General features: G+C 39.7%; 11 protein-coding genes. 10 read left to right on the top strand and 1 reads right to left on the bottom strand.

Features of this window, described 5'->3' with window-relative positions; translation table 11 throughout:
• Positions 1–20 precede the first annotated feature (20 nt).
• Entirely contained in the window at positions 21–2,618 is a 2,598-nt protein-coding gene (gene xyl3A / locus JL102_RS05360; protein WP_202243215.1) for a xylan 1,4-beta-xylosidase, read from the top strand.
• 112 nt (positions 2,619–2,730) lie between these two features.
• Here xyl3A and JL102_RS05355 read toward each other — a convergent pair whose 3' ends face one another.
• Positions 2,731–3,327, bottom strand: a complete 597-nt coding sequence (locus JL102_RS05355) for a CHAP domain-containing protein (RefSeq protein WP_202243214.1) — start codon at positions 3,325–3,327, stop codon at positions 2,731–2,733.
• Between the two features lie 304 nt (positions 3,328–3,631).
• Here JL102_RS05355 and JL102_RS05350 point away from each other — a divergent pair, with 304 nt between their 5' ends.
• From JL102_RS05350 to JL102_RS05310, 9 genes are all read left to right on the top strand, one after another.
• Complete coding sequence (locus JL102_RS05350; protein WP_202243213.1) at positions 3,632–8,389, top strand: T9SS type A sorting domain-containing protein; 4,758 nt, start codon at positions 3,632–3,634, stop codon at positions 8,387–8,389.
• A 682-nt stretch (positions 8,390–9,071) separates the two neighbouring features.
• Positions 9,072–9,653, top strand: a complete 582-nt coding sequence (locus JL102_RS05345; RefSeq protein ID WP_202243212.1) for a DUF4255 domain-containing protein — start codon at positions 9,072–9,074, stop codon at positions 9,651–9,653.
• A gap of 3 nt (positions 9,654–9,656) precedes the next feature.
• Positions 9,657–10,436, top strand: a complete 780-nt coding sequence (locus JL102_RS05340; RefSeq protein ID WP_202243211.1) for a hypothetical protein — start codon at positions 9,657–9,659, stop codon at positions 10,434–10,436.
• Between the two features lie 25 nt (positions 10,437–10,461).
• Positions 10,462–12,105 carry a phage tail sheath family protein gene (locus JL102_RS05335; RefSeq protein WP_237390407.1) on the top strand — a complete coding sequence of 548 codons (1,644 nt, stop codon included), beginning with the start codon at positions 10,462–10,464 and terminating at the stop codon, positions 12,103–12,105.
• A 53-nt stretch (positions 12,106–12,158) separates the two neighbouring features.
• Positions 12,159–12,632, top strand: coding sequence for a phage tail protein (locus tag JL102_RS05330; protein ID WP_202243210.1), 474 nt, complete (start codon positions 12,159–12,161; stop codon positions 12,630–12,632).
• Positions 12,633–12,680: 48 nt separating this feature from the next.
• Positions 12,681–13,127, top strand: coding sequence for a phage tail protein (locus tag JL102_RS05325; RefSeq protein ID WP_202243209.1), 447 nt, complete (start codon positions 12,681–12,683; stop codon positions 13,125–13,127).
• Positions 13,128–13,132: 5 nt separating this feature from the next.
• Positions 13,133–13,600 (top strand): phage tail protein, encoded by a 468-nt coding sequence (locus tag JL102_RS05320; protein WP_202243208.1) that lies wholly within the window; start codon positions 13,133–13,135, stop codon positions 13,598–13,600.
• 3 nt (positions 13,601–13,603) lie between these two features.
• Positions 13,604–13,762 (top strand): DUF5908 family protein, encoded by a 159-nt coding sequence (locus tag JL102_RS05315; RefSeq protein WP_202243207.1) that lies wholly within the window; start codon positions 13,604–13,606, stop codon positions 13,760–13,762.
• Position 13,763: 1 nt separating this feature from the next.
• Positions 13,764–14,462, top strand: coding sequence for a CIS tube protein (locus tag JL102_RS05310; RefSeq protein ID WP_202243206.1), 699 nt, complete (start codon positions 13,764–13,766; stop codon positions 14,460–14,462).

The raw sequence follows: 14,462 nt of genomic DNA, 5'->3' as shown, positions 1-14,462 counted from the left end.
TCAGAAAGAATAAAAAATACATGAATAAAGCAATAGTAATTGCAGCTAGCTTACTGATAGCTATAAGCACGTATGCACAAGAATTACCCTTTCAAAATCCTAAACTAAGCTCTAAAGAAAGAGCGAAAGACCTGATATCAAGATTAACACTGGAAGAAAAAGCAGCACTGATGTGTGATCAATCAGACGCCATTCCACGGTTGGGTATCAAAAAGTTCAACTGGTGGAGTGAGGCTTTACATGGCTACGCGAATAATGACAATGTTACCGTATTTCCTGAACCTATCGGTATGGCTGCTTCTTTTAACGATGATTTGGTGTATGAAATTTTCGATGCCGTTTCTGATGAAGCTCGGGCCAAATATAATCAGTGGATTGATCAGGGAAATGAAAATAAACGTTTTCTCAGCCTTTCGGTATGGACACCCAATGTTAATATTTTTCGTGACCCCAGGTGGGGGAGAGGACAAGAAACCTATGGTGAAGATCCTTACCTCATGTCTCGCATGGGTGTTTCTGTAGTGAAGGGGCTCCAGGGCCCTGCTGATGCCCGTTATAAGAAGCTGCTGGCTTGTGCCAAACACTATGCGGTGCATTCCGGACCAGAGTGGAGCCGGCATGAACTTAATCTCAATAATGTTGACCCAAGAGAACTATACGAAACCTATCTTCCGGCTTTTAAAGCATTGGTACAGGAGGCAGATGTGAGGCAGGTGATGTGTGCCTACCAGCGCCTTAATGATGAGCCTTGCTGTGGTAACACCAGGTTACTGCAGCGCATTTTAAGAGATGAGTGGGGCTTTGAGCATTTGGTGGTGTCTGACTGCGGAGCCATCACTGATTTTTATACCAGTCACAAAGTGTCTTCCACGCCAGTACATGCTGCGGCAAAAGGCGTTTTATCCGGTACAGATGTTGAATGCGTATGGGAGAATTATCCTTACAAAACATTGCCTGAAGCTGTGGAGCGTCAGTTAATAACCGAAGAAGAAGTGGATGAGAGTTTGATGCGTGTTTTAATGGGACGCTTTGACCTGGGAGAAATGGATAATGATGATATTGTTCCCTGGGCACAGATTCCGCCTTCCATTCTTAATAACGATAAGCACCGCCAGCTGGCTCTTGATATGGCAAGGCAGAGTATGACACTTTTGCAAAATGATAATAACGTTTTGCCGTTGTCAAAATCGGCGAAAAAGATTGCTGTTATAGGCCCCAATGCAGCGGATAAACCCATGCTTTGGGGTAACTACAATGGCACCCCGGTACGTACCATTTCTATTTTGGATGGTATAAAGACCAAGCTATCAAACAAGCAAATACTTTATGATAAAGGATGTGATTTGGTAGAAGACAAGGTAACGCAAAGCTATTTCGACCAGTCTTCTTTTGAAGGTAAAAAAGGGTTTAAGGCCACATATTGGAACACTCCTGACTACACGGGAGAGGTGGTGACTACAGTGCAAATTACCAATCCTTTGAAGTTGACTACCGCCGGCCAGCATGAGTTTGCCTCAGGGGTAAAGCTGGAAGGTTTCTCCGCTCTCTATGAAGCGGAGTTCGTACCCGAGAAGACAGAAGAATTAGTTTTTAAAACGGGGGCTACAGGCCATTTCGAGCTTTTGGTAAATGGAGATACGGTACAAATGTATAGTAACTGGCGTACGCTTCCTTCAAGGAAAGCTTATACCTTCGAATCGGGTAAAAAATATAATATTGAAATCAGGTATACCCAGTTAAATAACTGGCAGGCCAATCTGGAGTTTGATTTTGGTAAAGAGGTAGATGTGGATTATTCAGGGCTGATTAAAAAACTAAAAGGAATTGATCTGGTGGTTTTTGTGGGAGGCCTTTCAGGTAATTTAGAAGGCGAAGAAATGCCTGTTTCATATCCAGGCTTCAAAGGTGGTGATCGTACTAATATTGATTTGCCGGCCGTGCAAAGAAACTGTTTGAAAGCTTTGAAAGAGGCAGGTAAGAAAATTGTATTTGTAAACTGCTCGGGGTCGGCCATAGCGCTAACTCCGGAGACGAAGAGCTGCGATGCTATTTTGCAGGCCTGGTATGCTGGTGAGTCTGGCGGGCAGGCCATTGCTGATGTGCTTTTTGGTGATTATAACCCTTCTGGTAAGCTTCCCATTACTTTCTACAAAAGCTCTGATCAGCTAAAGGATTTTGAAGATTACTCTATGAAAGGCAGAACCTACCGCTACATGCAAGATGCTCTTTTCCCATTTGGGTATGGCTTGAGCTACACTTCATTTGAAATAGGTTCTGCTACTTTAAGCAAAACTTCAGCGAAGGTAGATGAAACCCTTGAGTTGACTGTGCCAGTAAAAAATGCAGGGAAAATGAATGGAACTGAGATAGTTCAGGTGTATGTGAGAAAAGTAAATGATGTAGACGGTCCTATCAAAACCCTGAAGGCATTTAAAAGAGCCGAAATTATGGCAGGCAAGACCCAAAAAGTGAGCGTTCAGCTGCCACCTTCATCTTTCGAATTTTATGATTGGAAACAACGTAAAATGGCCATTGTGCCGGGAGAATATGAATTGCTGTATGGTAATAGTTCGGATGATAAGGATTTGAAATCGGTGCATGTTACCTTGAAAAACTAAGGACGCCAATTATCACTTATTAATAGAATCGAAGTTCTATAATTAAAAAGCCACAGGTCTTTTCAGCCTGTGGCTTTTTAATTATTGTATGGGGCATACAGAATACTTGTCGCTAGTCAGTTTTTCTAAGCCAGCCTATAACCTTCTTATCCTGCACCTCCCAATTTTCTTTATCTATAACTTTAAGTTCAATAATTTCTCTTGAAGGCTGAAAAGGACCGGGGTTTTGTTGTATGATTTCTATGTGGTCTTCAGCTACTTTGCTAATAATAGCCACATGGCCATACCTATTAAGCCAATGGCCTTTAAAGATAATCAGATCATTCATCTGAGGGCGGCTGGAAGACGGATTAGTGAATTGGGTTAAATATCGAGCGGGATTAAGTGCTCCATCTTTTATTTTTTCATTAAAAAAATCCTTGGCATGACCGTAGCTATCTGGCATTTTATGGTTCAGGTGCTCATAATAATATCGCTTTACAAACTCTACGCACTGGTATTTCAAGCCTAAATTATAGCCGTCCTCAGTAAGGTTCCTTTCCAGTACATGATTCACCCCTCCATTATAAAATACGGTTACCTGATTCAGGCTGTCAATAGGTTCGCCTACCTCATGATAAGGGTTAATGTTTAGGTTTTTTACTATCCAAAAGCATGATATGGCGACTATGCCAATAGCACTAATGGTTATCATAAAATTTTTATTCATAGCAGGTTTGTGAAAGTCGAATTTAACCTAATGGCAAAAGTAGCAGTAATTATTCGAAACTGATTGAATTAATTTTTTAAGTATTTCATCTATTCATTGCATAGCTAATGAGTTCATTGAAGTTATTAGTTACTCATGTATTTTAATTGTACTTGGTTGTACTATATGTACCTGATTTCCATGGGGTGGAATTTTAATTACTCTATTTATTTTTTAAATAACTGATAATTAGATTTTTATGTGTTAGGTCTGATTTTGGCACCCTGTCTTTCCGAATGTATGATAATAATTAAATTGTAAGGAAATGAGGATTCAGATATTAATGTGGTTGGCTATCTTCCTATTTTCGGGTAAATCTTTAGCACAAAATTGTATAACACCTTACGTGGTGGATTGGGATGATTATCCGTTAGGTACTGATCCGAGAAATCAGACGTATTCGGTGAGTGATGTGGAATTTAGTATCAGTTCCATAGATATTTATGGTCATGTAAGTGGTTTTGAGGTTTCTAACTCTCTTCAGGGTATAAAAAGCATAGTGTGGGAGCAAACCATAGATAATAGAAATGAGTATGCTATTGCCACATTTAAGTTTAGTAAGCCTACGTATTCTTTTAATTTCACCATTTTTGATGTTGATCAAGGTGTTTTTCAGGATTCTTTAACTATAAATGGTTATTCAGATGGTAAGCTGGTAACACTGGTGGCGGGAGATGTGATCACTTCAGCGGCTAATACTTTTATTGGTAATAACACGGTATTGGGAACAGGCTTTGCTGACAATGCTACTTCTGACGGTAACGTAACTATTACCGTACCTGAAACCATCGATTCATTGGTGTTTTTATACAATAATTATACACCAGCTACTTTTCAGACCATCGGTATACATGATTTTTATTGGTGTGGAGCGGATAACGATTATGACCATGTGCTTAATGTAGATGACGCCGATGATGATAATGACGGTATTCCTGATATCAATGAAGCCGGAGGTGTAGATCCTGGAGCAGATGAAGACGGCGATGATATTCCTGATTACATGGATACAGATTTTTCCGCCTTTGCTGATGCTAACGGAGATGGTATTCATGATGGTTATGATGCTGATTTAGACGGAATACCTAATCATTTGGATAGAGATTCTGATAATGATGGTATACCTGATGCTGTGGAGGCTAATGGAGGTGTGCTGCCTAGTAATATGTCGGCTGATGGCCGCTATGATGTGGCTTATGCTATGGCTAATGATACCGATGCTGATGGAGTAGTCAATGACTTGGATGCTGATAATGGAGGTGCACCATTAGCTAATTATGATACCGATGGTGATGGTATACCTGATATGTTAGACGCTGATAGTGATGGAGATGGCATACCTGATACTATAGAAGCCGGAGCCATAGATGCTGATGGAGATGGTAGGGCAGATGACTTTTTTGATGCAGATAATGATGGTATTAATGATAATTATGACCTTACTGATAATGGAGATGTACTCGTAATTACTGATACTGATGCCGATGGTTTATCAGATTATAGAGACATAGATTCCGATAGAGATGGTATTCCGGATAATGTGGAAGCGCAGAGCTCAGTAAGCTATAGGGCTGAGACTGGGGGTGATAGTGATGGTGATGGTATTGATGATGCTTATGACGTAGGTGGCAGTGGTGCCATAGTCTTACAAGACACTGATGGTGATGGAAAATATGACTTTGTTGATGGCGATTCTGATGGAGATGGACTAAGAGATATTTTTGAGGCCAATGACGCTAATAGTGATGGGCAGTTTAGTCTATTTAATCATAATACAGATACGGATGGTGATGGTTTGGCCAATATGTTTGATGCGGATAATGGGGGCAGTCCTGCACCCCTACAAAATACGGATGGCGATACCCTGCCAGATTGGAGGGATAATGACGATGATAATGATGGTATTTTAACGGCTAACGAAGATTTTAATAATGATTTCGATTATGCTAATGACTTTACCCAAGGTGGTACCCCTACACCTGACTATCTGTTTTATACTGATGATATGGATGGTGACGGTGTTAGTGCTGATGCTGATATTGATGATAATAATGATGGAATAGCAGATGTTGATCAGGGCTTTGGCGTAGACCCTGGAGCGGATGCAGATGGTGACGGAACACCAAACTATCTGGACAGTGATTTTATACACCCCACCAAAGGAGCTTTTGTAGATGCTAATACTGATGGAATAAACGATATTTTTGATATTGATCAAGACGGAATACCTAATCATCTGGATTTAGATGCTGATAATGATGGCATACCTAATGCCGTAGAGGCCAACGGAGGTGCATTGCCTGCTAATATGACTGAAGATGGACAGTTTACTGCTGCTTATGCCAGTGCTAATGATGCGGATGGAGATGGTTTGATAGACGATGTAGATCCTTCTACCGGAGGTACTGCTTTGACCGCAGATACAGACGGCGATGGTGTGGAAGATCACTTGGATGCTGACTCAGATGGAGATGGTATTTTAGATAGCTACGAGGCTGGAGCCTATGATAGTAATGCTAATGGCATAAACGATAGCTATAGCAATGTCGATGGAGATGCTTTGCCAGATTACTTGGATGCTGATAGTGATGGAGATGGAATTACGGATAACGTGGAAGGTCAGTCATCTATAGCTTATGTTGTACCCACTGGCACTGATACTGACGGCGATGGGCTAGACGATGTTTATGATACTGATAACGGAGGCACAGCCTTCACTCCTTATGATGCTGATGCAGACGGCACTGCCGACTACCGAGATGCCGATAGTGATAATGATGGTGTGGCCGACAGCGTAGAAGCGCATGATGCCAACTCTAATGGAACTGCAGATCGTACTGCTAGCGGTTTAGATACAGATGGAGATGGGCTGGATAATGCTTATGATCCTGACAACGGAGGTATAGCAGCTGCGGTCCAAAATACTGATGGCAGCGGAGATCCTGACTTTAGGGATAATGATGATGATGATGATAATATACTTACTGAAAATGAAACAGTAGATGCTGATCCTGCTAACGGTGTTTCAGATTACCTAGAGGCCACTACTAATCCTTGTGGAGGGGGCTATGTGCAAAGAAATATTGTAGGCAACGCTTCTTCAGTGCTATTTAATAATGGTGTAACTAACCCTAATAACTCTCTAGGCGCAGCTGATTTTGATGGTTCTACTGGTACGGTAAGTACCTTTCAGGTTGGAGACTACATGTACCTGGATTTACAAGAGTTTGTACCGGCTGGAGAAACGATAGAAATTTATATGGTTACCAGTAGTGGAGATCGAATGACGGTGGCTTCTAGCAAAGAGGTGAACAATGGGTATATTAATCTTACAGGTAATACAACCTTTACGGATAATGCAGGAGGAAATCAATGGACAATATATAACTACACTGTGCCAGTAGAGGGAGCAAGGTATATGTATTTTAGAAGAGATGCAGGCACTATATACTTAGATGCAGTAGGCTATAATTTCAATAAGTGTATTGAGGATAAAGATGCTGATGGTGTGGCGGATGACGTTGATAATGATGATGATAACGATGGAATAGCTGATGCTGATGAGTTGCCTGCTTCTTATGGAGCCGACCCTGATGCAGATGCTGATAACGATGGCATTCCAAACTATAGAGATTCTGACTATGCCGGGTTCACAGATAGTAATTATGATGGTGTAGATGATCAGACGGACTATGATCTGGATGGTGTGCCTAATCACTTGGATTTGGATAGCGATAACGACGGCCTGGTAGACGCATTGGAGGCTAATGGAGGCACTTTACCTCCTAACATGACAGGACAGGGTAATTATACTGCCACCTACGTCAAAAATAATGATACGGATAATGATGGCTTTGCTAATGCTACAGATAATACACCTTTATCAAATCCTGATTCTGATTCTGACGGACTAAAAGACATCTATGATAGAGATTCAGATAATGATGGTATCACTGATCTGGTAGAAGCAGGAGGAACAGACGTAGATGGTAATGGCATTCTTGATAATTTCTCTGATTCTGATGGTGATGGCCTAGGCAATAGCGTGGATCAAAATAATTCTGACCTGGCCCTGGCTGTACCGGATACGGACAATGATGGTACGCCGGATTATCTGGATGCTGATTCTGATAACGATGGTATAAGAGATATCATAGAGGCGCATGATAGTAATGGTGATGGTGTGGCAGACTGGGATGATAACGCTAATACCTTCTTAGAGGCAGCTGAAGGTTTTGCAGATAGTGATGCCGATGGTATACTAGATGCCTTTGATAGAGATGCCGGCGGAAGAATAGCAGCCTTGACAGATATAGATAATGATGGAATGTATAATTATCGTGATAATGATGACGATGACGATGGTACACTTACCGCAGACGAAGATTCTAATGGTAATAATATCTGGTCTGATGATTTCTCTGGAGGCCAAACAGGTACACCTGATTATCTTTACAATGCCTTAACAGCACTACCTGTTGAATTGATTTCTTTCGAAGGAGTATTTAAAGAAGAGCATATCCTGCTAAGCTGGGTTACTGCTTCTGAAGTAAATAACGATGGTTTTGAAGTACAACGATCAACAGATGGCAAAAACTTCGAGGTGCTAGGCTTTGTAGCGGGAAATGGAACTACATCAGAAGAGCAGCAGTATCATTACAACGATAACAGTTTTGAAGATGCACCTATCTATTATTACCGCTTACGCCAGCTAGATTATGATGGTAAGTATGAATACAGCAGAGTAATAGCTGTATACCCAGAAAGAGAGCAGATACGCAAGGTTGTGACAGTAACAACATTCCCTAACCCATGCACTGAGTATATTAACGTTCATTTAAATAACTACAACGAAGCTTTTGAATATGAAATCATCAATTATGCTGGAAATGTGATGATGAAAGGTAGCGTTAATGACAGTGTGGAAGGCAGAATTAATGTGAGCCAGCTGAAAGACGGAATCTATATTCTCAGAATCAATGGGTATAACGTAGAAAAGGCTGTGAGAATAGTAAAAAAATAAGAAGATCCTTACAATGAGTTAATAGACTCATACATTCAAAGAGAGCCGTCTTAAAAGTAAATTTTGAGGCGGCTTAATTTTTTTACGCCTTTTAGTGCCTTCATTTTTAAAGGAGTAATTATAACAGCGTTTCAAATTTTAGGCTTTAACGCTGGTTATTCTATATCCAAAGATTTTCAAAATTTAATACCAAAGCATCTACTTTTAAAAGCTTTGATCTTAATCTGGCTAGTTCATCTACTGGTATTAAGGCCGATAATGAATCTCGCCAAAGAAGTGAAATCAGAGTAGGTTTAAATATGATTATTTTTACTCTTTTTATTTATTTTATTTTTTGCGTAAATGTGCTTATTTCCTCTAATTCCGAATAGGCTCATTATAAATTTATTCTACTAGCTAGTAATTCGTCTTGTATTCAAAATAGGTGATCTAATCAAAATCGATCGTTTTTATTGCTTTATAGTAGTCTATGCGTGATTTTATTTTCCTTATGTCGGGTTTTTACAGCTCCTTTTTTCTGGTGGTCGCAAATGTGATAGTTATTGTCGGAATTGTGATAGTTGAATTGTCTTTGTAGCGGTAAATTTGCTATTGTAATAATTCAAAGATTATAATTAACAATATCGCTGTTTATTATCTGGTTGTGTGATAGTAATAGTGAGGAGATAGAAATAATTAAGTGATGATCCAAACCGTTTTAGATACCTTAAAATTGAAGCTCAATGAGTACTTCAAGGTGAAGACAGCAGAGGATGCTGATCTCGTAAGATTCATTGATAGTGGCATGTCAGACCCAATATCGTTTTCTAATAATTGCGTGACCCCTTTTCTTATTAATGTGTCAGAAGACAGAGTTTTTAGAAATCCTGATCAGTATGCTGGCGTTACAAAAAATGGAATCAAAACTCAATTTAACCCTGAAATAAGAATAGAGCTTCTTGTGCTGTTTATTTCCAAGTTTAGCGACTATACGCAAGCACTCACGTTCCTTTCCTATGTTATTAAGTGTTTTCAATCTAACAGGGTTTATAATCAATTAAACACGCCTGCACTGGCTGATGAAAACATTGAAAAGTTGATCATGGAAATGGTCTCTTTACCCTTAGAGGAGCAAAATCAGGTTTGGCACTCTTTGAGTACATCATACTTACCATCAGTACTTTACAGAGTTCGTCTACTTCAATATTTAGATGAAGAAAGTATAGAATACGTGGGAGAAGACTTGTCCGACATTCAAGTCAATATTGGAGGTAAACAATTTTAAGTAATGTATAAGGAGTTATTTGAAATCATTATTGATCACCAATATTTTACATCGGGCTCTGTAGACTTAACTATAAAGCCTACAGCTGATACACTAAAATTATTAGACAAATCTCACTTCAGAGTAAGGCCTATTAGAAATGGGCTCAGGGTTTATATTCATGCTAATGAAGAGGGTAAGGTTCATAAAGTGGTGGATGCCATAGAGAAATTTCAATTTGATCTTTTTCCTAAATCTTCCGCATATCAATTATATACTGATCTTGGAGATTTAAAGGCGGGTGAAATTATTCTTTTTACTAACCCTACAGTTAAAACCCAAGAGGTGGTGCTGGAGGTGTCATCCGTGGTGGCGGCGGGTCAATACCAAGGTTATCCGCTGGTAGGTCGTGTAGCACTTAATGTAGTCGATTTATCAATAGGAGGAGGAATGCAAACCTTTAGGGCTGTATTAAAATCTCCGGCCATAAAGTGGCGCTATTATTTACTCTCAGATAATTCAAATACGGAATTGGTCATACAGGATAGAAATAATCATTTCACATTTCATCAGCAAGAGATTCCAGGAGCAGAGGAAGACTTAATAGCCCATGCCTTACAGCTCAATTACCCTGATTTGAATTTATCTCTTTTTGAGTCTAAGCAAGCCATTCTGTCTAGCAATAAGCCAGTGAAAAATCTGCAGCTTATACGTGATGGAGAGGTGCTTATCAGGCACTTGCCTAATCCTTCAGCCAGTCATAGCGGAATAAAAATTATAAAGGCTATAAGAGCCAATGCTTAAATAAAAATTGTAAACAAATAATTATATGCCAAGTTATAAAACCCCAGATGTGTATACCGAGGAAGTATCCACCCTGCCACCATCAGTAGCAGAGGTATCTACCGCCATTCCGGCATTTATCGGTTATACTGAAAGAGCCATCAAGAATGGTAAAAATGTAGACAACACAGCCATTCGAATATCCACCATGTTGGAGTATAAGCAAATTTTTGGTGGTGCAGATACCGCTTCTTTTGAAGTGGAGATTAATAATGATGAATCTATTAAAGATTTAAAGGTTATTAAGCCTACGAGTAAGTTGTATTATGAGCTTGATTTTTACTTTAAAAATGGAGGTGGAGCTTGTTACATTATATCAGTAGGTAATCATGGAGATGATTTAGATAAAAGTGATTTTCTTAATGGCCTTGAAGTACTAAGTAAGGAAGATGAGCCCACTTTAATTATGCTAGGAGAGGCTTTGGATTTACCAAAGGCTGATTACTATGAAATATGTAAGCAGGCGCTATCGCAGTGTGCAACACTCAAAGATCGCTTTTGTATTTTCGATGTATTAGATACAGATACTAATGGCGGCGATTTTAGAAATAACATAGGTATTAATAACCTGAAATATGGCGCTGCTTACACGCCTCATTTGCAAACGTCATTAACATACCTATATAACGATACAGATGTTGATATTACCGGATTACCATCTTTAGACAGTTATGTTTATGATTATGAAGGCATTAAAATTACTTATGCAGGCTCTTCTCAAGAAGCTCCTAAGTTCAGAGTGAATCAGAGCCAAGGTACAGGTAATACTGAAACCGGAATTACTTTTGAAGTAGATGGCAGCCAGCTTACTATCAGAAATGTTGGTGATGGTGTGAAACCGGAAGATTTAGTTACTGCCTGGAAAGCTTTTAATGACAAAGGCCTTTTCAATATAGCTGATATTAGCATTGAGGGAGATATGGTGGTAGGCACCAAAGTATTTATAGAGCTTGAATCTACGCTCATTGGCAATGCCAATTTGGCAAGTATTAAAGGGGTGAAATCGGCACTTTATAGCAAAATAGTGAACGAGCTGGCTAAGCAGCGAATTGTTCTGCCACCTAGTGCTGCTGTTGCAGGGGCTTATGCCACTACAGATAGAGAGCGTGGAGTATGGAAGGCTCCTGCTAATATAAGCTTAAATGCAGTTATCGCACCAGCCTATAAAATAAGCAACGCAGATCAGGAAAATCTAAATCTGGATAGTGATTCAGGAAAATCTATCAACGCCATCAGAAGTTTCGCTGGTAAAGGAACCCTCATTTGGGGAGCTCGCACCTTGGCAGGAAATGATAATGAGTGGAGGTATGTACCTGTGCGCAGGCTATTCAATATGATAGAAGAATCTACCAAGAAAGCATCATCTTTTGCTGTATTTGAGCCTAACAGTGCCGCTACCTGGCTTAAGGTAAAAGCTATGATAGACAGCTACCTGTATGGAATTTGGCAGCAGGGAGCTTTAGCAGGAGCTACTGCAGAGCAAGCCTATTTTGTAAATATCGGTTTGGGAAAAACGATGACTCAACAAGATGTTTTAGAAGGCCGAATGGTAGTAGAAATAGGAATAGCTGCGGTAAGACCTGCCGAGTTTATTGTCTTGAAATTTTCTCACAAACTACAGGAGTCATAATAACATGACTCCTTATTCAAATCATTTATTCTTAAAATATTAATCATAAAGAAATGGCTTTAGACAAAGACCAAATCAGATTAGACTATCCCTTGCCGATCTATAATTATCGGGTAGATATTGGAGATAAGTCTTTTAGTTTTTCAGAAGTATCAGGGTTAGAGCTTGCTTATGAAACCATCACTTACAAAGAGAGCTTCAATGTAGCAGGAAAAAGCGGTCCCAACATCATGTATATGCCTGGAATGATCCAGCCTGTAAATATATCTTTGAAAAAGGGATATGTTAAAAAGAAGAGCATGGAAGTTTTCTACGAATGGATAAAGAGCGTAGCCCTTAACCGTGTAGACAAAAAGGATATCACCGTGCACTTACTCGATGAAAACGGTGATACAGTGGTGAGCTGGAAATGTGTTGATGCCTTCCCTACCAAACTAACGGCACCGACTTTTGATGCTAATTCAAACGAAGTGGCCATAGAATCAATGGAGCTGATGGCCAGCAGAGTATTGATGGAAGAGGTATAAGCCTTAACAAAAAATCAATTTTAGTTATAACGCAATAAAAGTATTCACATGGCTCTAGGTAAAGTGACTATTTCAGACGATTACCCGATACCTGTTTACAGCTATCGGGTAACCATTGACGGTAGCCAAACGATGTCTTTTTCAGAAGTATCAGGCTTGGAAATAGATTATGATTATGTTGACTATCGTCATGGATTAGGCTTTTTAATGGGCATAAACCTCATCAGAGGTCAAGCTAAGCCTGTGAAAGTTAATCTAAAAAGAGGTGTTACCAAGCATAGAGAATATCTCACCACCTGGCTGGATAAGGGTGATAAGCGAGATGTTCTTATAGAGCTGTGTGACGAAGATGGTACAGGCATGGTAAGCTGGCAAGTTTCCAGAGCCTTACCATTTAAGTTAGATGCACCAGCTTTTAATGCGGATAGTAATTCGGTAGCTATTGAAAGCATGGAGCTGGTGGCACATGGATTAACTATTAAACACCAAAAATAAACACTATGGAATTAATAGATGCCTTAAATCCAAACCCACCACTTTCACACAGGTTTGGAGTCTTCTTTTTTGCTGGTGGTAGTATACCTAATCCCATTGACTTTCGGTTTCAAAAAGTTTCTGGTATAAACACAGAAATACAAACCTCAACAATTAGAGAAGGAGGGCAAAATTTATATACACACCGCCTTCCAGAGCACGTGAACTATAGCAATCTGGTGTTAGATCGTGGCTACGCTACAGTCTCTCCGCTCGTAGCAGAGTTTAATCAGACATTTTCGCAGTTTAAGTTTTATCCTTCAAATGTGCTGGTTACCCTGTTCAATGAAAGCGGAGTTCCTCTGGGTGCTTGGTTGTATTTTAAGGCTTACCCGGTAAAGTGGGCTATTTCTGAGCTAGATGCCCAATCTAATACTGTATTGATAGAAAAGATGGAACTCGCTTACACCAGATTTCAAACCGTAAGAATTTAAAAGATGCCAGTTGAAATTAGAGAAATAGTGATCAGGGCGGTAATCACCGAAGATCAAAAACCTCAGGCTCAGGCAATTGAATCGGATATGGATAGAACCCAGCTTATACAGGACTGTGTGGATGAGGTGTTTAAAGCTTTGAAAAGAAAAAAATTAAGATAGTATGATAGAATCGCTGAACTTATTTAATCTGGAAAAGCTGAAGATTAACTCATATCAATCTACAGCAAGAAGAGGACGCCACGATACGTTTTATGTTATGTTCAATCCTGAGAGTTATTCTCTTCGGTATGAGAATTTGTATTCTAAAGATCAGGCAATTAATGCCAGTGGCAGACAGGCGAATTATGCATTAAGTAAACCTGAAGAGCTGAAGCTGAAGATTATCCTGGATAATACCGGCGTTAGTAATTATGGTTTGGATGTGCTAGGGAGTACCTCAAAGGATGTTTATAAGGAGGTAAAGCGATTTTTAGAACTCACTACGCTGATGGATGGACAAATTCATGAGCCTAAATGCTTAACTATTCTCTGGGGAGATTTGAACTTCAAATGCCGACTAAAATCTCTGGACATCAATTACTCACTGTTTGACAGCAGTGGGGTGCCTCTAAGGGCTGAATTAGATACCTCATTCTTCGGAGACCTGGACGAATCTGAAAGGTTGAAAAAAGAGAATAAGAGTTCTCCTGATTTAACGCATACCCGTGTAGTTAAGGCAGGTGATCAACTTCCTAGAATGTGTCAGGAAATATATGGCTCTGCAGGATATTATCTATATGTAGCCAAGGCGAATGGTCTTAAAGACTTTAGAAATATCCCTGTGGGTAAAGAGATATTTTTCCCACCTATAGAGAAATAA

This window comes from Fulvivirga sediminis, from assembly GCF_016757215.1.
Taxonomy (GTDB): Bacteria; Bacteroidota; Bacteroidia; order Cytophagales; family Cyclobacteriaceae; genus Fulvivirga; species Fulvivirga sediminis.
Note: the sequence above shows the minus strand (reverse complement) of the source record. Positions and strands in the feature narration are given on the sequence as shown.